Below are 19,619 nucleotides of genomic sequence, written 5' to 3'. Positions count from 1 at the left end.
AAAAGTGAAATTGTTAGAGGTTAAAAATATGTTTCGTTCTGAATTCATTTTTCCATATTCCATTGATTTTCCCGGCTATTATCAATTTGGTTGGAAGACCGTGCTAACACAAATAAATAATCAGAAAGTCGATTTAAATACCGAATGCTTACGTTGGAGTTATCGGTCCCAATAATGTTTATTACAGACCTTTCTGCTCGGCGGCAGATAGCTCTTGCCATATGAATACGTGTTGCAAATTCATTGCCTTCTGGCAAGATAAATTCTTCGAGAGGTGAAAGCAAATTGTTCATTTTGTTCGTTAAAATTTCTAATGCATCGATTCGTTTATTGTTCAGCAAGGGTTTACTTTCATTCGGCAATGATAATTCACCGCCAAGATTAAAAAGGTCATTTTGAATTTCAGTCAGCAAACTCTTCCATTCCGATAATGGAGATACAACTTTAGCATTTCCAATGATAGAATTCAACTCGTCCACATCACCAATTGCGCAAATTTTCGGATCTGCTTTTGAGACTCTAGACCCGTCAGCGAGCCCTGTTGTGCCACTATCTCCTGTTTTTGTTGTGACTTTCGAAATTCTCATTATAAAAGAATAACACAGTTGTAAGAACAGGTACCAGATAATTCCTTATTAAAACCGGGGAGTGGAAAACCCAATATGCTGGGCAATTTCATTTTGATCAATTTATTATTTCCTTTTTCACTAAGCATTAAATTTACTCATTATCATCAATTCCAATAAACCATTTTACAATCAGTCCTTCTTTTTTACAGGAACTAATTAACAATCATATTGTAAATTTTTATATGGATTTAATAATAGGTTTACTGATTTTCGCCATCGCCATTTTTGGACTATCCATTGGCATTATATTTAATAATAAACCTCTTTCTGGGTCTTGTGGCGGGAATGCTGACGGATCTTGCACAACATGCGGGGGGGATACGGAAAAATGCGATTCTATTCAATCGGATAATCCAACCCCATAAATCTGATTTTCGCTAAGATTTATTCCTGCTGACGACCGAATTTCAATACCGGCATTCATTTTCAAAACCCAAATTGCTTGGTATCCACTCAACGATTCAACGAGAGCACTTCCTTTCTCAAACCCCATCACAATTAGTGCAGTTGCAAGAGCATCCGCATCAATGCATCTTTTTGTTATAACACTTACAGAAGCCAACTGATTTTTTACAGGATAACCCGTGCTCGGATCAAGTTCGTGATGATACTTTTGACCATCAAATGTATGAAAATTTCGATAATTTCCTGAAGTAGCCATAGATTGATTCAATAGATTTACATTTTTACCCAATATCGTCCTTACGCTCGTTTCAGATCCCGGATGATCAATTCCAATTTTCCATAAAGTTCCATCAGATTTTAACCCTCGACATCTGACTTCTCCTCCAATCTCAACAAGAAAATTCGCAATTTTATTTTGTTTCAAAAATTCGCTTACCAAATCAACAGCATATCCTTTTGCAATGGCGCTGAGATCGATTTTCGTATGAGGAAATTGTTTTGAGAGTCCGGATAATGATAACGATATACCTTCGCGGTGGATTTTTTCGAGAGCACTATCTATAGTAGATTGAGGTGGCGGTTTCCATTGCTCAAGCCGATTCCATCTATCTGGACCAAAACCCCAAATAGATACTAACGGAAATATGGAAATAATGAATGATCCATCAGTAATATTTTGCCAAGACAAACTGCGTTCAACAACTTCCCGAAAATGACTCGAAATTTGAAATGTACCTTTTCCGCTCCATGTGTTAAATCTGCTGATTTCACTTTCTGGAATGAATGTGGACATTTGCAAATTAATTTCCTTTAGTAATGAATCAATACCTCGCTGAATATTTTTCTTTTCCGGACTTTTTGCACCATCATAATAATATCTAATAGAATAAGTTGTACCCATTGTTTCGCCGGTTATCGAAATCGGTTGGACAGGTTTTTCGCAACCAATTAAAAATAAGATTATGACAAAAACGCCTTGTAAAAACAAGGCGTAAAAATGGATGTGTTTCATATTAATTAATTTCATTAGAACTCATCAAAGGCAATCATTTCCTTATCTACACCCAACTCATCCAGCATATTTAATACTGCGGCAATCATTGGAGGTGGACCACAAAGATAAAATTCAATTTCGGTTGGATCTTCATGCTCATTTAAGTATTCGTCGAAAAGGACTTGATGAATAAATCCCGTGGACCCGGACCAATTATCTTCTGGTAACGGTTCTGACATGGCAATATGAAATGAAAAGTTAGGAAAATTCTTTTCAATATCTTCAAAATGGTTTTGATAAAACATTTCCCGTTCCGATCTGGCACCATACCAATATGACACTTTTCTATCGGTCTTTTTTGTATGGAAAAGATCAAAAATGTGACTTCTCATGGGTGCCATTCCGGCACCACCGCCAATGTAAACCATTTCACGGTTTGTATTTTTTGCAAAAAATTCCCCGTAAGGTCCAGAAATGGTAACCTTGTCCCCGGGTTTTAGATTAAAAATATAAGATGATGCAATCCCAGGGGGCACATCATTCCACAAGGATGGTGGCGGAGTTGCAATGCGAACATTTAGCATAACTTTATTTCCTTCTGCAGGATGGTTCGCCATGGAATATGCACGGAAAATTGCGTCTTCATTTGTGACGACAAAATCCCACACATTAAATTTATCCCAATCAGGGTGGTACTCCTTTTCAACATCGTAATCAGAAAATTTCAGCCCGATATATTCTGGAATGTCAATTTGAATGTAACCTCCGGCAGAAAAATTCAAATTCTCACCTTTTGGAAGTTCCATTACCAATTCCTTAATAAATGTGGCAACATTTTGATTAGACTTTACGGTGCACTCCCATTTTTGAATATTAAATATTTCATCAGGAACGTGAATTTTTAAGTCTTGCTTAACCTTTACCTGACAAGATAATCTCCAATTTTCTATTGCATCTCCTCTGCTAATATGTCCCGTCTCAGTTGGAAGAATATCACCGCCACCCTCAAAAACTTGGCATAAGCACATGGCACAAGTCCCGCCGCCACCGCACGCTGAGGGAAGAAATATATTTTGGCTCGCAAGCGCTGAAAGTAGCGTACCGCCAGGATGAATTTTGATTTCATTAGCCACATCGTCATTTATGGTAATGGCAACTTCGCCTTGAGGTAATAAATATGCTTGAGCAACATTCAAGATGACAACCAAAAATAATATAACACCGGTAAATACCAGAACTCCAGAGACTGCGGTTTCGAACATTACAAATCGATCCCCGAAAATGCCATAAAAGCCATTGATAGCAACCCTGTTAATAACATCGTAATTCCAAGTCCTTTCAAATGAACCGGAACATTTGAATATCTCAATTTGTACCGAATAGAAGCCATCGAAGCAATCGCAAGAAACCAGCCAAGACCGGAACCAAAGCCAAAAACGGTAGATTCTAAAAAGGTATAGTCTCGTTCAACTAAAAATAAAGACCCGCCCAAAATAGCGCAGTTCACGGCAATCAGGGGAAGGAAAATCCCTAAATTATGGTATAGCTTTTGCGAAAATCTATCCAATACCATCTCCACAAGCTGCACCATGGCAGCAATAACAGAAATAAATACAATGAAGTTAAGATAACTTAAATCTACATTGGGTAATCCTGCCCACTTCAACGCACCTTTTTCAAGAAAATAGTGATGGATAACCCAATTCGCTGGCGCTGTTATAGTCAAAACAAATGTAACGGCAAAACCGAGTCCAATGCTGGTATCAACTCGTTTTGAAATCGCTAGAAAAGAACACATCCCCAGAAAATACGCTAGAAGGATATTTTCAATAAAGATCGCTTTAGTTGCTAAACTGATATAATGTTCTAACATCAAGATTCCTCAAGTTTCCCAAACGATCGTTGAACCCAAATAATCAGCCCAAGTATAATAAATGCACCGGGCGATAATACCATAAGCCCATTATTTTCGTACCCTATGCCATACAGCCACTCCGGAACGATAGAAAATCCTAAAAATGTTCCACTTCCGAGAACTTCTCGAAATGCGGCAACACCAATCAAAATAATACCATAGCCTAACGCATTTCCAAGACCATCTAAAAATGCCTTCCCCGGTGGATTTTGTGTTGCAAAAGCTTCTGCGCGCCCCATCACTATACAATTGGTAATGATTAGGCCAACAAAAACAGATAGCTGTTTGCTCATATCATACATATACGCGCGTAAAATTTGATCTGTTAAAATCACCAATGATGCAATCACAGAGAGCATAATAATAATCCGCACTCTTGCAGGTATGAAGGATCTCATTAATGATAAAATTGTATTTGACATGGTAAGAACAAACGCAACTGCTACTGTCATCACAAGTGCGGTGTCCATTTTTACAGTTACAGCAAGTGCGGAACAAATTCCGAGAACCTGAAATGTGATTGGGTTATTACTCATTAGAGGGTCGGAAAGTACTTGTCGGGATTTACGATCTAACAAAGCCATTATATTTTTTCTCCCGCTGCAATCCGTTTCAGGAATGGTTCATATTTTTTGAGTTCGCTTAACAGAAAATTAGTTAAGCCTTTCCCTGTCATTGTTGCGCCTGATATTCCATCAACTTGATGTTGTACCCTCGGAGATTCCTTATCCACCGATCCGCGGACAACAGCAATACTAACAAGTTCTCCGTTGTTCCCAAACAGGGATTTCCCTTTAAATTTATCAGTAAACCATGTTTTTTCAACTTCACCGCCAAGTCCGGGAGTCTCTCCATGTTTATAGAATGTGATTCCTTTCACAGTTTTTCCATCTGGTTGAATAGCCAAATACCCGTACAAAGTTGACCATAGTCCTTTTCCGGAAATGGGGATTGCATATCCTTCGCAAACATCGCCTTTAAATTTTAAAAAAGCAGGGAAAAAACGATCTTCCTCTCCATCCGGAATATCAGTAGGATACATTTCTTCAGCCACAGAACCATCTTTAGTGATGACAACTCCTCGAATAAATTGATTGAATAAATCTTGGACATCAACTGCCATCCAAGGGAATTCAGGATTTTCTTCAAACTCGAGCGCCCTTAATATATTTTTTTGAATGTCAATTTTCTCATTTAAATCTTGTTTCTCTTTCAACGTGGTGGCAGCCATTGATAACAAAATTCCGAGGACAATTGTAACAAAAGCGGTAAACATAAGTGTGTAGGTATTACTTCGCATATTTCATTCGCCGTTTTTTAATATGAGCTTGAATAACAAAATAATCGATGAGCGGAGCAAATGCATTCATGAGTAAAATAGCGAGCATTGTTCCTTCCGGGTATGCCGGATTAATAGATCGGATGATTACAGTCAGACTTCCAATCAAAATTCCATAGATCCATCTGCCTTTATTGGTATGAGCAGCAGTCACCGGCTCGGTTGCCATAAATGCAACCCCAAACATAAAACCTCCCATCACCAAATGATAATGTGCCGGCAAAGACAACATGGTGTTCGAAGATATTGGTGCCATGAGATTCGCCAATGTGGCAGTTCCAATTAATCCAATTAAAGCACCGGCCATAATTCGCCAAGATGCAATTTTGGTTAGAATCAGAAACAAGGCACCAACAAGAATAAAAATTTTATTTGTTTCTCCTATGGATCCCGGGATAAATCCCATTACCAAATTCCACCATGAAAAATCAAATTGGGTTACAGAACTCAAAAGTGAAACGGCATGCCCATTCTCGACAGCTGCCGGAACAGCAAGTGCAGTAGCGCCAGAAAATCCATCTTGCGCGGCAACCCAAACTTTTTCTCCAGAAATGTGAGTTGGATGCGAAAAGAAAATAAATGCCCGTGCGACAAGTGCAGGATTAAATATATTATATCCAACACCACCAAAGATTTCTTTCCCAATAACGATTCCAAATGTAGTCGCCAAAGAAACTTGCCAAAGTGGAATAGTTGGTGGCATTAGTAATGGAATTAAAGTACATGTTACTAGAAACCCTTCATAAATATCATGCTTGCGCGTGACAGCAAATAAAATTTCCCAAAATCCGCCTGTAATGAAAGCAACCATTAGAATTGGAAGAATGACTCCCAAACCAAAAATGAAGTTTTCAAAAAGGGACCTATCAAATCCTTGGGTAATTCCGGCCTGGACACCAATGTTAATTGCACCAAATATATAACAAGGGATTAAAGCAACAACAACCAAGACCATGACACGTTTTATATCAAGGCTGTCTCGAATGTGCGGGCCGTATTTCGTTCTTTCGGCAGTACTAAACATAATGGTTTCAGTTGCTTCAAAGATCGGATAAAATTTTTCTAACACACCACCCTTTTCAAAGGTTGGTCGAAGTCGGTCAAACATATTGGAAAATATTTTCATGAATTAGCTATCTTTCTCCATCATGTTTAGTCCTTGGCGAATGACTGATCCCACATCAATTTTACTGGGACAAGAAAATGAGCAGAGCGCAAAATCTTCTTCGTCGCATTCCAAAAGTCCCAATCCTTCCATTTCTTCAAAATCGCATGCGAGAATTGCACGATAAAGCGCATTGGGATAAATGTCCATTGGTAAAACGTTTTCCCATGTGTCAATGGGCACCATCGGTCTTAAGGCGCCAGATGCCTTCGTTGAAAAATGATATCCTTCAGTATTGGAAGAGCAAAAAGCATTTGTAAGGCTGTATCGACTATGCGAATTCCCCATCCGAAGGAGTCCAAGAAATTCCCTGTCATCAGAATTTGGAATCACTGATACGGAGGAATCATAATACCCAATGAATTCTAATGGTTCTATTTTGGTCCCCGTTAACACATCGCCAGAAACGATGCGAGAATCCCCATCATGTAGGCGATCCATAACAAGATCAGAAATTTGCATTCCCGTTCTACCATTGATATGAGTGGGATTTTTTACTGCCGGACCACCAATAGAAATCACCATGGATGGATCATACTTTCCGGTAGTAAAAAAACTTCCAAGCGTTACAACATGCTGTGCTGAAATCGTCCATATTGTTTCACCTGGATTCAATGGATCAATATGATGAATCTGAATTCCCACATTGCCTGCAGGATGAGGACCTTTTACATAATGGATTCTGACTCCCTCCGCATTGACAAGTGTTTCACTCACCGTCCCTTCTGGAACTGTGAGATGGACATATCCATCTGTCATTCTGCGCAAAACGTTGAGCCCTGTCTGGAATGGTCCAGTTTGTTCACTCAACGCTAAATCGAGGTCAACTGTGAGTGGTGCAGAATTATATCCGGAAATAAAAATTGCACGAGGTGTCGCTTTTGGATCAGCAATGGCGTTAAATGGTCTTTGCTTGATCACAGGCCAGAGACCACCCGCAAGAATTTTACTAATAATCGCGCCGCGATCTAAACTATAAATTTCATGGGATCGGACAGATTCATGCTGGATACTTTCATTTCCCTTCAACGTGATTTCAATAGAATTGATAATGCGCTTCGGCCCGTAATTAATTGCAGAAACAGCTCCACAACCCGGTGAAGCGAAGGAAACATCAGGATTCTTTTTATCAAAAAATAGTGGCTGCCCAGTTTTAACGGATTCTCCTTTTTTCACCAACAGTTTCGGTTTAATTCCTCGAAATTCCGAAGGTTTCAGTGCTACCTTTTCAAGATTTCCACTAGAAACGATTTCGCGTTTTGGAACGCCGGCAATTTGAATGTTGTGACCTTTGGTAAGTTGAAATTTCACGCTATTAACATAAATTTAATTACATGGCCGGCAAGGCAAATATTAGCGAAGATGAAACCCAATCGGCAATTGGGGACCAGTACACTCCAAAAATTATTGTTGGAACTGCAAGCGCCAAAATTAAAATGGTAGTTGACAAAGCAGGGGTTTGAATTTCCTCAGATCGTTCACCTTCGAAAAACATATGACGAATAATGCGGATATAATAATACAAAGAAATCACACTGTTAATTGCTCCGGCAAAGGCGAGCCAATAAAAACTTGGTCCTGCCTTAATTACAGCAGCAAATATATAATATTTCCCGATAAATCCGGCCGTTGGAGGAATACCTGTTAGTGATATCATAAACAGAGTCATCGCAATGCCCACGAGTGGCATTTCCCAGCCGAGTCCAGAAAAAGTGTCAAACGTTTCGCCACCTTTTTTATCACGTACATATATCACAATAAAGAAGGCACCAAGATTCATAAACATATATATCACAAGGTATAACATGACGGCGCCAATTCCATCTGCGGACAGCATTGGAATCCCCATTAACATATATCCCGCATGGGCGATGCTTGAATACGCCAACATACGTTTGACACTATTTTGCTGAATTGCAACCAAGTTACCCAACGTCATTGTGGCCACGGCAATAACCGCGAGGATTTGAGGCCACGGCATTGCATTGGAGACAGATACAAATCCTGCCAGCATTGCATCTCCCGTTCCGTAAACCGCATTGAAAAAGCGAATCAGCATTGCAAACCCTGCAGCTTTGGGAGCTACAGAAAGATATGCCGTAACAGGCGTTGGACTTCCTTCATAAACATCCGGTGTCCAAAAATGGAATGGAACTGCAGAAATTTTATATCCAAATCCTGCTAAAATAAATACCGCAGAAATCATGATGGCAAAATTGGCACTTCCATCTAAAGCAACTAATGCTGGAGCGATTTCAAACAGTTTTGTTGTGCCGGTTAAACCAAATAAAATGCTGAAACCGTAAAGCATAATGCCGGATGAAAATGCTCCGTAAATAACATATTTTAGTGAAGCTTCGCTGGATGATAATTCCTGTTTCAAATATCCCGCCAGTATAAAGGACATGATGGAAACAATTTCAATAGCAAGATATACCATAATCATGTCAATGGATGACACCATTAAGAACATTCCGAAAACCATGATTCCAATCAGGATATAATATTCTCCAATTCTGTGCCCCTTCAATTCATCACTTTTGGAACTGATAAACAAGATTAATACGGTTGCTAATACAATCACAATTTTAAAAAATTTTGCAAATGGATCTAACGCAATAGAATCCATAAATAAAGTGGTTACCAGCGTTCCGTCGGACATCCTCAAAGCGAATAGAGTTAGAATGAGACCACCAAAAACCCAGAAGCGTGTTTTTGCTGAATCACGAGGAGCATATACCAAATCCGCTATAATACTGATAAGAATAGTTGTTGTAAGAATTAACTCTGGCCAGAAATGGGGTAAACTTTGGAAATTACTCATGGATAAATCCTACATCACTCCAGCCAAAGAACCGACAGCAACAACCTGTTCAATAATTACATTTACCGTTTCGCCAATATATTTAAGAAATGGATAGGGATAAATGCCGAACAGAAGCGTAATAACAGCTAGTGGAATTACGGTAAACAATTCTCGTCCGTTAATTTCAGGAAGGTCCTTGTATTTTTCATTCATTTCACCCAGAAAAATCCTTTGGAAAGCCCATAAGAAATAGGCAGCATTTAACAAAATTCCAATCGTCGCAATAATGACAATACCTTTAAAAACCGGGAAAGCACCCAAAAAACACATTGCCTCGCTGACAAAGCCACTCAGGCTTGGGAGTCCGAGTCCTGCAAAAAATGCCAGCGCAACAATGCCGGTATATACCGGCATGATGGTTCCAATTCCACCAAAACCATTTATATCTCTGTGATGAGCACGATCGTAAATCACGCCCACTAAAATAAATAGCATGGCAGAAATAGTTCCATGATTGAACATTTGAAAAATGGCACCGTTCAGTCCTGCTTGCGCCGCAGCATAGTTGCTTCCATTCATTTCACCGGCAGCAATGACTGCAGCCATGCCAATCATGGCGTAACCCATATGATTGATACTCGAATAGGCGACAAGTTTTTTCAAATCCGTTTGAGCAAGCGCACACAGCGCTCCCCAAATAACATTAATCAAACCCAAAATTGCCATTGCACCGGCAAACCACCACACCGCATCCGGAAGCATAGAATAATTAACCCGAAGTAATCCATATGCACCGAGTTTTAGAAGAATCCCCGCAAGAATTACCGATATGGCAGTTGGTGCTTCTACATGCGCCAAGGGAAGCCACGTATGAAATGGAAAAACCGGAACTTTTATCGCAAACCCAATAAATAACAAAACCCAGATGACCTTTATAGCGTCCATTCCCCACCAACTAACGCCCACAAGATTGGTGGAAGCTGTTTCCATAATGGTAATCATATCAAAGGTATGCCCGCAGGTAAAATATAGAGCGAGGATTGCAATCAGCATCATCACCGATCCTACCAGCGTATAAAGGAAAAATTTAATGGCTGCATATTCCCGCTGGGGACCACCCCACATTCCAATTAAGAAATACATCGGCAGTAACATCACTTCCCAAAATACATAAAACAGAAAGAAATCCAGTGAAAGGAATACACCAACAATCCCTGTATCCAAAAGTAATAACAAGGCAAAATATCCCTTGGGTGCCTTTTCGATATTCCAGCTTACAAACACTCCAATGAAGAAGAGAATGGCGGTAAGAACAACCATCGGAAGGCTGAGCCCATCTACGCCAAGCTGATACGTGATATTCAGCGACGGAATCCATTCAGCAGATTCGTACATCTGAAAATCTCCCGTCGTTAAATCAAATCGCGCCAAGAGAATTACAGCCAATATGAGCTGAATCCCTGTTGCAATTACAGCCGTCCACTTAATGGCGTTTGATTGATCTCTAGGAATCAAGGTTACGGCGACCATCCCAATGATCGGAAGCCAAACAATCCAACTTAGTAAATGATTTTCCATATTTTATTTCTGTTGTTTTTTCATGTTTATATCGTCTGGAAGACAAGAATGATAATGACTCCCGCTAAAACGAATAGTAAGTAATTCTGTATTTTTCCAGTCTGGACTTTTTTCAAGCTAGATCCAAATCTCCCAATGGTTCGGCCCGTTCCATCCACCAAAGTTTGATCAATACCTTCATAATCTAATTTGCCGGTAATGCGAGAAAGCCAATCCGTTATACGACCGAATCCATTGATGAAATATTTATCGTACAATTCCCAATCAATGTAAGCAATTTTTTCTGCTAGCCTAAGAGTAGGTTGGATGAGATACTTTTGATAATGCTCATCAAAATAATATTTGTTAAGGGATAACTTGTATAGTGGTCCTGTTTTTTTTGCCCATTCATCCGCTGATAATTTTTTCTTGTAATACATCAACCAAGATAATCCGATACCTAAACTTGCAACCAGGATAGATAACGCCATTGCAGGATAATGCGCGTGATGGACTCTGTCTTCTATTTCATGTGCACTAAGAATATGTGCGTCTTGAACAAAGGAATCCTGCGGTACCACCAATTCCTTAAACCATCCGTGGTCCGAGATAGGATTAACATGTGGCAAAGTATAAAAAATAAAAACACTGAGAGTAGCCAAGAGGATTAGCGGGTAGGTCATCGCTTTGGGTGATTCGTGAATATCTTCTATTAATTCCTTTTTATTTGGCTCGCCATGAAATGTCATAAAAATGAGTCTAAACATATAAAATGCTGTAATCATCGCTGCACCAAACCCACAGACGGCTAAAAAGAAATGCTCAGGATGATGGGTGACAAATGAAAGTGTTCCTGCCAAAATAGCATCTTTTGAAAGGAATCCTGAGAACAAGGGAACACCAGAAATGGCCAATGTTGCGATTAGCATGGTTGTGTAAGTAACAGGCATTTTATCCTTAAACCCGCCCATGTTTCTCATATCTTGAGGATCTGTATCGTGATCATGTTTTTTATGAAGTGCATGATGCATTGAATGAATGACACTCCCTGAGCAATAAAACAGACATGCTTTAAACATTGCGTGGGTGACCAAATGAAAAAATCCGGCAATATATGCGCCGGTTCCTACTGCCATAATCATGTACCCGAGTTGGCTAACAGTGGAATACGCGAGGACTTTTTTAATATCATTTTGCGTTATTGCAATGGACGCGGCAAATAATGCGGTAAATCCACCAACATACGCTACAACGATTAGAGCATCCGGTGTAAAGAGTGGGAAAATCCTGACACTCATATACACACCTGCAGCCACCATCGTTGCTGCATGCATGAGCGCAGAAACAGGCGTTGGACCTTCCATTGCATCCGGCAACCAAATATGAAGCGGGAACTGTGAACTTTTGCCCATCGCGCCCAAAAATAGTCCGAGTCCTGCAAACGTAAGAATTGTTCCGCTAATGGATCCATCAGCAACCCCGGCAAAAACTTCTGAATAGGAAAATGCTCCAACTGTAGAAAAGATGAGCATAATGCCAATAAAAAACCCAATGTCACCTACTCGATTCGTAAGAAATGCTTTTTTTGCAGCATCCGCCGCAGAATCTTTTTCGAACCAATGCTGAATGAGCAAATAAGAGCTCACACCAACGAGTTCCCAAAACATATAAAGGGAAATCAGGTTATTCGCAAGGACGATACCATTCATACTGAATGTAAATAAACCGAGATAAGCATAATATCGAGAATAACGAATATCGCCTTCAAGATATTTCACGGAAAAAATATGGGTCATGCTGGAAATGAGCGACACCACCAATAACATGATAATGGTAATGTTGTCAACAAGGAAGCCAAGGTCCACCTGAAATGCAGATAAGTTAATCCATTGAAAAGATGCTTCGTGCTTAAAACCAGGTTCATACTCTATTAACATAGACACAAACATACTGACCGATAATGCAAGTGTGGTCAGAATAGCGGCAATGCCGAACCAATCTCCCTGCCGGGGCAATCTCTTCCCTACAAAAACCAGCACGAGAAATGATATGAGCGGTAGAAAAAGAATCAGCAAACTAAAATCGATGAAGATATTTTCTGTCATTACTGCCTCAGCGCGCTAACCTCATCCACATTAATGGAATGGAAATTTTTATAAATATTAATAACAATCGCAAGTGCAACCGCTGCTTCGGCTGCGGCCAAAACAATAACAAACAGAGCGAAAATATGTCCCGATAAATTGGCACCGCCAAATCGAGCAAATGCCAGGAAATTCAAATTGGCAGAATTTAAAATGAGTTCAACGCCCATCAATACAGCAATTCCGTTTCTGCGGGTAACCACAGCGAATAGTCCAAGCACAAACAGTACGGCCGAGACGAATAAATAGGATTCGAGTGAATGCATTAATCTTCTCTCCGTGACAGTGTAGCTGCACCAATTAACGCACCGAGTAACAATACGGAAGCCACCTCAAATGGAAGCAGATAATCCATCATGAGAAGATGACCAATGGTTTCTACTGTTTGAATAGGTTCATTTGTATTTTGAACCAACCATGGCGTTTTAGTTATCATTAATCCCAACGAACCGAGAACACTTGCTACAAGTAATCCACCAACACCTTTTTGCAAACTAGGTTGAGAAATACTCACAGATGATATATTGTGGGTAAGCATAATTCCAAAAATAACCAGCACCAAAATCCCTCCAATGTAAATCACAATTTGAACGGCTGCTAAAAAATCCGCCCAGAGGAAAATGTACAATCCTGCCACGCCGAATAGGGTAAATAGCAATGCAATTGCAGAATACAAAAGTTTTTCATGATGCACAACAACGACGGCGGACCCTATCGTAAGTAAAACAATCATCCAAAATGCAACGTCAGCCATTATGCCTTTTCTCCATTTATGCCGGTTGCTTTTGCAACTTGTTCATCGGATACTTTTTTCGCAAAACGGTACACCATGTCATTTCTATCATATTGCGAAAATTCATAATCAATATGATGTTTTTCGGAATTCGGACCACCCGTCATAAAAATACATTCTTCAGGACAAGGATAAGTACACAGGTTACAATAACAACATTCGGTCATATCAATATCAAATCGGGTAATTAGTAGAGCTTTTTTTGTTTCATTCGATGTAACTCCGGTATGCTTTATTTCCGGAATATCTTCACCCTTCGTCACTCTTTCAGTGGAAATTTTAATGCAATCAACCGGGCAGGCACGTTCGCATTTTAGGCAGCCGATGCAGTCGTTGATATCCACATGCAAACGGGATCGAATAATATTGTAGTCTTGTTGATCAAAACCAATATTTCTTTCGGGGCGTGGCCATCTTTCTTCTGGATACTGAAGGGTAACACTCCCTTTCCTGATATTAACCATGTGGCGCCAAGTAATTCCCATTCCCGTTACAAGGGTTGAAACCGATTCTCTGATTGTTCTAAAATAAGCGCGCATACATTTACCCAATGATCAACTTCCAAAGTCCAATGCCAAAGATATTAAAAAAGGCGATTGGAATGAATCCTTTCCAGCAGACACTCATCAGCTGATCCACGCGAAGTCGTGGCCAAGTCCACCTAAACCACATCATTACAAAAATAAGGAATAATGATTTTGACATAAACCAAAACAGTCCCCAACCGGATGAATCCATCAGCCCGGGTATTGGGCTTTGCCATCCGCCAAGAAACGCTGTAACAGCCACTCCACTTACCACAAACATATTGGCATATTCACTTAAAAAGAAAAATGCATACCGCATACCGGAATATTCTGTAAACGCCCCGGCAACAAGTTCAGATTCTGCTTCGGGAATATCAAAAGGTGTTCGGTTGCACTCTGCTACGCCGCTCATAAAAAAGATGAAAAAAGAAAGAAAGGTGAATGGATTCTGAAAAATGATCCAATTGGGTAAAATTCCCCACACAAATCCTGATTGATGCTCAATAATGCCCTGCATGCTTAATGTACTGGTAAGCATAATGACACCAATAATGGACATTGCTGCCGGAATTTCGTAACTGACAATTTGTGCAGCGGATCGCATCGCGCCGTACAGCGACCATTTATTATTCGAACTCCACCCTGCGAGAATCAGTCCAATAATTCCCAGCGAACTAACCGCAAGAATGTAAAAGATACCAATATTCATATCGGCAACAATTATCGTTGGGCTGAAAGGCAGCGCTGCCATGGTAATAAAGGCTCCAATGAAAACAATAAAGGGCGCCATAATAAAAAGTTTCCGATCCGCTGTGCTTGGAATAATGTCTTCTTTTAAAATGAGTTTCAACGCATCGGCTACTGGCTGAAGCAGTCCCCATTTTCCTGCGTGTAGTCCAACGCCCTGCCCCATCGGTCCGACTTTATCCTGCATAAAGGATGACACTTTGAGTTCAGCATAAATAGCTACCAACGCATATACCGCAATAAACATAAAGATGGGAACTGCGCAGGCAATTATAACAGCAATAAACACAAGTCCCGGGAAATCAGTGGCGAAGGGAATTAAATCAATGAGATAATCAACAGTCATCGGTCAATTTCTCCCAAAACAATATCTAGACTTCCTAAAATAGCGATTACATCCGAAATCATCCATCCGGCGGAAATCTCATCCAGCACACTCAAAGATGTTAATGCCGGTGAGCGCATTTTTAGCCGGAAAGGCGTCGGCGAACCGTCGCTAATGATGTAATACCCAAGGTCACCACGCGGACTTTCTGTTCTTCGGTAAATGGATCCTTTTGGCGGTCGGATTTTTTTGGGGACCATGGCGTGCACATCGCCATTGTCCGGAATGGCTTTCAGGGCTTGGCGAATGATGTTACAACTTTCCTGCATTTCGAGCATACGAACCCAATAGCGATCCCAGCAATCTCCGAGGGTTCCATGATCGCCAGTACCAACAGGAATTTCAAAATCAAATTTATCATACACAGAATATGGTTCATCTTTTCGGACGTCCCATTTAACACCGGATCCGCGAAGATTCGGGCCGGATACGCCATAACTAATTGCCACTTCAGCTGGCATTACACCCACGTCGGCTGTTCGTTCAATAAAAATTTTATTGGTAGTCAGCAATTGGTTGAATTCTGGAATATTTGGTTCAAAATAATCGAGAAAATCAATGCAAATGGTTTCGAAATTTCGAGGAAGGTCATGCGAGACACCGCCAACCCACATATAATTATACAGCAAACGGGCACCACAAGTCAGTTCAAAAATATCTAAAATACGTTCCCGATCGCGAAACATATGTAAAAATGGTGTAAAAGCGCCAATGTCCAATCCGTACACACCCAACGCCAAAAGGTGACTTGCAATGCGATTTAGTTCTGCCATGATTACGCGAATATATTCCACGCGTTCCGGAACTTTGATATCCATGAGTTCTTCCATTGCCACCACGAACCCGAAATTATTGTTCATCGATGCGATGTAATCGCAGCGATCGGTAAAAGGAATCACCTGTTCGTATGTGATATTTTCAGCGTGTTTTTCGAAACATCTATGGAGATATCCAATGATTGGAATAACCTCAGAAACGATTTCGCCGTCCGTTTTTACTTTCAATCTTAGAACGCCATGCGTGGATGGATGCTGAGGTCCAATATTTAGAACCATTTCTTCAGCACGAATTGAGCCAATTTCTTTCATGCTATTCCCATCCTTCTTTCACCTTTGGCACCATAATGCCGTGGTACGTTTCGGGTTCTTCATAATCTTTCCGAAGCGGCCAGCCTTCCCAATCTTCAGGACACAATAACCGGCGGAGATCTCGATGGTTCGTGAAAACTATTCCGTACATGTCATACGCTTCACGCTCGAACCAATCAGTCATTCTCCATATAGTTTCAACAGAAGGAATTTCCGGTTTGTCTCTATTCGTATTTATCCGAATTTCAATTTTATGGCGATGCTTCATAGAATGCAGATTATAGCGCACTTGGAGAGCATCTTCAGTTCCCAAATCCACGCCTGTAAGGCATTCCATCTGATCGAGCAGAGCTTCTGGATGATCTCGAAGAAAGGTGGCAATTTCGTTCCATTGTTTTGGATGAAGTTGAATGGTTTTCCCTTCATCTAAAACTTCAATAATTTCATCCGGATACGTGGAATTTAATAAAATAGATAAAGGGGATTGGGTTTCCGCCGTTTCCTGCTGATTAGGTGAATCTGATTCTGCAGGTGCATCAGATTTCTGTTGGGCCTTTGCTGCGCGTTTTGCTTTAACAAGTGATGCTTTTGCTTTGGCGCGAACGGAACGATCTTCAATACTGTTAATTGCATCCATATCGCCGGCCAGCGCTTTTTCAACGACGTCGGCTATGAATTTTTCTTGATCAGCTGTCATGCGATTTTCTTTGTCAACGGACGTTCAGCTTGAATTTTTTCTTGAAGTTTTAATAATCCTTCAATCAGCGCTTCCGGTCGTGGGGGACATCCGGGAATGTACACGTCAACCGGAACGACAAGATCCACGCCTTTAAGAACATGATATCCGTATTGCCAATACGGTCCGCCGCTGGTAGCACAACTTCCCATGGAAATAACGTATTTCGGTTCCGCCATTTGTTCGTATAATTTTTTGACTCTAAGCGCCATTTTTAAAGTAACCGTTCCGGCGACAATCATCACATCGGCTTGCCGCGGTGAGGATCTTGGAATCATTCCAATGCGCATGAGGTCGTACCGGCTCGCGGCGGTTGCCATCATTTCTATTGCACAGCAGGCCAACCCAAATTGAAAAAACCACGGCGATGTTGACCGAGCCCATCCAAGCAATTTATCCATGGATGCGACGACCACATTATCTTGAAATTTATGTTCAAGAAGTCCCAACAGCGTCTCCTTCCGGTTCGTCTTCCATGATATTTCTGTATCTTCCGCGACCGTATTTTACGCGGTATTTCACCCAATCTAAGTCCTTCTTTTTCCAAACGTAGGCAAGTCCAACAATGAGAATTCCCAAAAATATTGTCATTTCTATAAATGCCAAAAGACCCAAATCTTCAAACACTACAGCCCACGGAAATAGGAATACAACCTCTACATCAAAAATGAGAAATATAAGCGCTATAACGTAAAAACGAATGTTAAACTGAGCCCAGGCCGATCCTTCAGGTTCTTCGCCGCATTCGTAAGTTGAAAGTTTATCCGGGGTAGGATTGCTGGGTGCGACCAACCGCTGGATCAGCAGTGGCACATAGACCAGCACAATCCCCAAAAGGGCGAAAATAAATATGGTTCCAAAATCTCGATACATGACGAAAAGGGTTTATTAAGAGACAACGAAGTTAGCGAATTGACTTTTCAGGTGTCAAGGCAAACTTGGTGAATTTTCCCTCGGGAAATCTCATTGAAGCAGACCGTACAATTTTCCTATATTCCCCGCTCATGTCTATGCTCAATTTCGTCCTCGCTCAAATATTACCCGTGATTCCAAAGGTCATGATTAAACCTTTTTCTAAACCATATGTCGCGGGCGAAACCGAAGATGACGCCATGAAAGTTGTGCAACATTTAAATGAAAACGGGTTTTCTGTTACGTTGGATATTCTTGGTGAACATGTAGAATCAGAACTTGAATCCGGTGCTGTCACCAATGCATATGCACATCTCTATGAACGAATCTCTGCAGACCATCTGGATTGTAATCTATCCATTAAATTGACACATCTTGGTCTATGCATCGGCGAAAACATTGCAATGAAGAATTTGGAATTTTTAATCAAACGAGCCGAAGCATCCGGTAATTTCCTGAGAATTGATATGGAAAATTCCCCTTACACAGACAACACGCTCGTGATTTATAAACAATTACTGCAAGATTATCCCCGCGTGGGGGTGGTGCTTCAAGCATATCTAAAACGGACGACCAATGATATTGAACTACTGAATTCTTCCAGCTTCAATGCACGGATTTGCAAAGGCATTTACAAAGAATCCCCGGAAATTACCTATCAAGATCATCAAGAAATCAGGGATCATTTTTCTGACGCAGTAAAGGATATTTTATCCGGCGAAGGCTATGCAGCTATTGCCACGCACGATTTGGAATTGATTGATACTCTTGAACATTGGATTCTTGAGAATAAAATTGAACAAAGCCGGTACGAATTTCAGGTGCTGTACGGCGTTCCCATGAGCGGACGACTTGAACGGCTCAAAGAAGCAGGGCACAGAGTCAGGATTTACGTGCCATTCGGACCGGACTGGTATGATTATTCTATTCGGCGGTTAAAGGAAAATCCTCAAATAATTTCTTATGTCATGAAAAACTTTTTTCGAAAATAATATGCCATAAATTCAAGCATGAACGAAACTCAAACGATCAAACAAATTTACGATTTGAAAACCATCGCAGTCGTGGGAATGAGTCCAAATCCGGAACGGCCCAGCCATTATGTCGCATTGTATTTACAGGAAAATGGTTTTCGGATCATTCCTGTCAACCCCGGTCAAAGTGAAATTGCCGGCATTCCCTGTTTTTCTTCTCTTAAAGATATTCCATATCCGGTGGATATTGTAAACGTTTTCCGCCGGCCGGAACACGTATTGCCGATTGCAGAAGCAGCAATTGAGATGGGTGCCAAAGCGCTATGGCTTCAGGATGGAGTCATCAATGAAGATGCCGGAAAGATCGCAGAAGATGCCGGTTTGATGGTGGTCATGAATGACTGCATGTTGAGAAGGCATCGAGATATGAGATTATGAAAAATTAGCGGAATGGATTCTTGAAAGAAACTATATAAATTAAAACTATAAGTGTGAAAGGGTTT

The 19,619-nt window shown here is 40.7% G+C and carries 22 protein-coding genes; 3 read left to right on the top strand and 19 right to left on the bottom strand.

Going from position 1 to position 19,619, the window contains the following annotated elements; translation table 11 throughout:
* Nucleotides 1–44 precede the first annotated feature (44 nt).
* Nucleotides 45–587, bottom strand: coding sequence for a cob(I)yrinic acid a,c-diamide adenosyltransferase (locus tag HOD97_06260; protein MBT4281199.1), 543 nt, complete (start codon nt 585–587; stop codon nt 45–47).
* Nucleotides 588–811: 224 nt separating this feature from the next.
* Here HOD97_06260 and HOD97_06255 point away from each other — a divergent pair, with 224 nt between their 5' ends.
* Entirely contained in the window at nt 812–994 is a 183-nt protein-coding gene (locus HOD97_06255; GenBank protein MBT4281198.1) for an ApbE family protein, read from the top strand.
* On the opposite strand, the gene HOD97_06250 is transcribed toward HOD97_06255, so the two are convergent.
* The 18 genes from HOD97_06250 to HOD97_06165 are packed head-to-tail and all read right to left on the bottom strand — an operon-like array spanning nt 970 to nt 18,103.
* Nucleotides 970–2,061, bottom strand: coding sequence for an FAD:protein FMN transferase (locus tag HOD97_06250; protein MBT4281197.1), 1,092 nt, complete (start codon nt 2,059–2,061; stop codon nt 970–972). The two genes, HOD97_06255 and HOD97_06250, sit on opposite strands and share 25 nt — an antisense overlap.
* Nucleotides 2,061–3,290 carry an NADH:ubiquinone reductase (Na(+)-transporting) subunit F gene (locus HOD97_06245; protein MBT4281196.1) on the bottom strand — a complete coding sequence of 410 codons (1,230 nt, stop codon included), beginning with the start codon at nt 3,288–3,290 and terminating at the stop codon, nt 2,061–2,063. The genes HOD97_06250 and HOD97_06245 overlap by 1 nt, the downstream gene beginning before the upstream one ends.
* Nucleotides 3,290–3,901 carry an NADH:ubiquinone reductase (Na(+)-transporting) subunit E gene (gene nqrE / locus HOD97_06240; protein ID MBT4281195.1) on the bottom strand — a complete coding sequence of 204 codons (612 nt, stop codon included), beginning with the start codon at nt 3,899–3,901 and terminating at the stop codon, nt 3,290–3,292. Before nqrE ends, HOD97_06245 begins: the two co-directional genes overlap by 1 nt.
* A complete protein-coding gene (locus HOD97_06235; protein MBT4281194.1) occupies nt 3,901–4,527 on the bottom strand; it encodes an NADH:ubiquinone reductase (Na(+)-transporting) subunit D in 627 nt (208 codons plus the stop codon). The genes nqrE and HOD97_06235 overlap by 1 nt, the downstream gene beginning before the upstream one ends.
* Complete coding sequence (gene nqrC / locus HOD97_06230; protein ID MBT4281193.1) at nt 4,527–5,243, bottom strand: NADH:ubiquinone reductase (Na(+)-transporting) subunit C; 717 nt, start codon at nt 5,241–5,243, stop codon at nt 4,527–4,529. Before nqrC ends, HOD97_06235 begins: the two co-directional genes overlap by 1 nt.
* A complete protein-coding gene (locus HOD97_06225) occupies nt 5,233–6,408 on the bottom strand; it encodes an NADH:ubiquinone reductase (Na(+)-transporting) subunit B (protein MBT4281192.1) in 1,176 nt (391 codons plus the stop codon). The genes nqrC and HOD97_06225 overlap by 11 nt, the downstream gene beginning before the upstream one ends.
* 3 nt (nt 6,409–6,411) lie before the next feature.
* Complete coding sequence (locus HOD97_06220) at nt 6,412–7,758, bottom strand: Na(+)-translocating NADH-quinone reductase subunit A (protein MBT4281191.1); 1,347 nt, start codon at nt 7,756–7,758, stop codon at nt 6,412–6,414.
* A gap of 19 nt (nt 7,759–7,777) precedes the next feature.
* Nucleotides 7,778–9,271 (bottom strand): NADH-quinone oxidoreductase subunit N, encoded by a 1,494-nt coding sequence (locus tag HOD97_06215; GenBank protein MBT4281190.1) that lies wholly within the window; start codon nt 9,269–9,271, stop codon nt 7,778–7,780.
* Nucleotides 9,272–9,280: 9 nt separating this feature from the next.
* Nucleotides 9,281–10,831, bottom strand: coding sequence for an NADH-quinone oxidoreductase subunit M (locus tag HOD97_06210; protein ID MBT4281189.1), 1,551 nt, complete (start codon nt 10,829–10,831; stop codon nt 9,281–9,283).
* A gap of 26 nt (nt 10,832–10,857) precedes the next feature.
* Complete coding sequence (gene nuoL, locus HOD97_06205; GenBank protein MBT4281188.1) at nt 10,858–12,915, bottom strand: NADH-quinone oxidoreductase subunit L; 2,058 nt, start codon at nt 12,913–12,915, stop codon at nt 10,858–10,860.
* The gene (gene nuoK / locus HOD97_06200; protein MBT4281187.1) at nt 12,915–13,220 is read right to left on the bottom strand and encodes an NADH-quinone oxidoreductase subunit NuoK; all 306 of its coding nucleotides are present in this window, start codon (nt 13,218–13,220) and stop codon (nt 12,915–12,917) included. Before nuoK ends, nuoL begins: the two co-directional genes overlap by 1 nt.
* Nucleotides 13,220–13,708, bottom strand: coding sequence for an NADH-quinone oxidoreductase subunit J (locus HOD97_06195; GenBank protein MBT4281186.1), 489 nt, complete (start codon nt 13,706–13,708; stop codon nt 13,220–13,222). Before HOD97_06195 ends, nuoK begins: the two co-directional genes overlap by 1 nt.
* Nucleotides 13,708–14,286 carry a 4Fe-4S dicluster domain-containing protein gene (locus HOD97_06190; GenBank protein ID MBT4281185.1) on the bottom strand — a complete coding sequence of 193 codons (579 nt, stop codon included), beginning with the start codon at nt 14,284–14,286 and terminating at the stop codon, nt 13,708–13,710. The genes HOD97_06195 and HOD97_06190 overlap by 1 nt, the downstream gene beginning before the upstream one ends.
* Nucleotides 14,287–14,290: 4 nt before the next feature.
* A complete protein-coding gene (nuoH, locus tag HOD97_06185) occupies nt 14,291–15,367 on the bottom strand; it encodes an NADH-quinone oxidoreductase subunit NuoH (GenBank protein MBT4281184.1) in 1,077 nt (358 codons plus the stop codon).
* On the bottom strand, nt 15,364–16,494 hold the full coding sequence (locus HOD97_06180; GenBank protein ID MBT4281183.1) for an NADH-quinone oxidoreductase subunit D: 1,131 nt from the start codon (nt 16,492–16,494) through the stop codon (nt 15,364–15,366). The genes nuoH and HOD97_06180 overlap by 4 nt, the downstream gene beginning before the upstream one ends.
* A gap of 1 nt (nt 16,495) precedes the next feature.
* A complete protein-coding gene (locus tag HOD97_06175) occupies nt 16,496–17,131 on the bottom strand; it encodes an NADH-quinone oxidoreductase subunit C (protein MBT4281182.1) in 636 nt (211 codons plus the stop codon).
* A gap of 56 nt (nt 17,132–17,187) precedes the next feature.
* Nucleotides 17,188–17,679: an NADH-quinone oxidoreductase subunit B gene (locus HOD97_06170; protein ID MBT4281181.1), complete on the bottom strand. Its 492-nt coding sequence runs from the start codon at nt 17,677–17,679 to the stop codon at nt 17,188–17,190.
* Nucleotides 17,666–18,103 carry an NADH-quinone oxidoreductase subunit A gene (locus HOD97_06165; GenBank protein ID MBT4281180.1) on the bottom strand — a complete coding sequence of 146 codons (438 nt, stop codon included), beginning with the start codon at nt 18,101–18,103 and terminating at the stop codon, nt 17,666–17,668. The genes HOD97_06170 and HOD97_06165 overlap by 14 nt, the downstream gene beginning before the upstream one ends.
* A 68-nt stretch (nt 18,104–18,171) precedes the next feature.
* On the opposite strand from HOD97_06165, the gene HOD97_06160 reads away from it, so the two are divergent.
* The gene (locus tag HOD97_06160; GenBank protein ID MBT4281179.1) at nt 18,172–19,134 is read left to right on the top strand and encodes a proline dehydrogenase; all 963 of its coding nucleotides are present in this window, start codon (nt 18,172–18,174) and stop codon (nt 19,132–19,134) included.
* Between the two features lie 18 nt (nt 19,135–19,152).
* Nucleotides 19,153–19,554 carry a CoA-binding protein gene (locus tag HOD97_06155; GenBank protein MBT4281178.1) on the top strand — a complete coding sequence of 134 codons (402 nt, stop codon included), beginning with the start codon at nt 19,153–19,155 and terminating at the stop codon, nt 19,552–19,554.
* The last annotated feature ends 65 nt before the right edge of the window (nt 19,555–19,619 follow it).

This window comes from Candidatus Neomarinimicrobiota bacterium, assembly GCA_018651745.1.
Taxonomy (GTDB): domain Bacteria; phylum Fidelibacterota; class Marinisomatia; order Marinisomatales; family TCS55; genus JAAZYX01.
Note: the sequence above shows the minus strand (reverse complement) of the source record. Positions and strands in the feature narration are given on the sequence as shown.

Bases quoted from the DNA above. Each gene is read 5' to 3' on its own strand.
- HOD97_06245 (MBT4281196.1), bottom strand. From the start codon at position 3,290: ATGTTCGAAACCGCAGTCTCTGGAGTTCTGGTATTTACCGGTGTTATA.
- HOD97_06260 (MBT4281199.1), bottom strand. From the start codon at position 587: ATGAGAATTTCGAAAGTCACAACAAAAACAGGAGATAGTGGCACAACA.
- HOD97_06175 (MBT4281182.1), bottom strand. From the start codon at position 17,131: ATGGATGCAATTAACAGTATTGAAGATCGTTCCGTTCGCGCCAAAGCA.
- nqrE (MBT4281195.1), bottom strand. From the start codon at position 3,901: ATGTTAGAACATTATATCAGTTTAGCAACTAAAGCGATCTTTATTGAA.
- HOD97_06195 (MBT4281186.1), bottom strand. From the start codon at position 13,708: ATGGCTGACGTTGCATTTTGGATGATTGTTTTACTTACGATAGGGTCC.
- HOD97_06215 (MBT4281190.1), bottom strand. From the start codon at position 9,271: ATGAGTAATTTCCAAAGTTTACCCCATTTCTGGCCAGAGTTAATTCTT.
- HOD97_06210 (MBT4281189.1), bottom strand. From the start codon at position 10,831: ATGGAAAATCATTTACTAAGTTGGATTGTTTGGCTTCCGATCATTGGG.
- HOD97_06190 (MBT4281185.1), bottom strand. From the start codon at position 14,286: ATGCGCGCTTATTTTAGAACAATCAGAGAATCGGTTTCAACCCTTGTA.
- HOD97_06165 (MBT4281180.1), bottom strand. From the start codon at position 18,103: ATGTATCGAGATTTTGGAACCATATTTATTTTCGCCCTTTTGGGGATT.
- HOD97_06225 (MBT4281192.1), bottom strand. From the start codon at position 6,408: ATGAAAATATTTTCCAATATGTTTGACCGACTTCGACCAACCTTTGAA.
- HOD97_06255 (MBT4281198.1), top strand. From the start codon at position 812: ATGGATTTAATAATAGGTTTACTGATTTTCGCCATCGCCATTTTTGGA.
- nuoH (MBT4281184.1), bottom strand. From the start codon at position 15,367: ATGACTGTTGATTATCTCATTGATTTAATTCCCTTCGCCACTGATTTC.
- HOD97_06250 (MBT4281197.1), bottom strand. From the start codon at position 2,061: ATGAAATTAATTAATATGAAACACATCCATTTTTACGCCTTGTTTTTA.
- nuoK (MBT4281187.1), bottom strand. From the start codon at position 13,220: ATGCATTCACTCGAATCCTATTTATTCGTCTCGGCCGTACTGTTTGTG.
- HOD97_06155 (MBT4281178.1), top strand. From the start codon at position 19,153: ATGAACGAAACTCAAACGATCAAACAAATTTACGATTTGAAAACCATC.
- HOD97_06235 (MBT4281194.1), bottom strand. From the start codon at position 4,527: ATGGCTTTGTTAGATCGTAAATCCCGACAAGTACTTTCCGACCCTCTA.
- HOD97_06180 (MBT4281183.1), bottom strand. From the start codon at position 16,494: ATGAAAGAAATTGGCTCAATTCGTGCTGAAGAAATGGTTCTAAATATT.
- nuoL (MBT4281188.1), bottom strand. From the start codon at position 12,915: ATGACAGAAAATATCTTCATCGATTTTAGTTTGCTGATTCTTTTTCTA.
- nqrC (MBT4281193.1), bottom strand. From the start codon at position 5,243: ATGCGAAGTAATACCTACACACTTATGTTTACCGCTTTTGTTACAATT.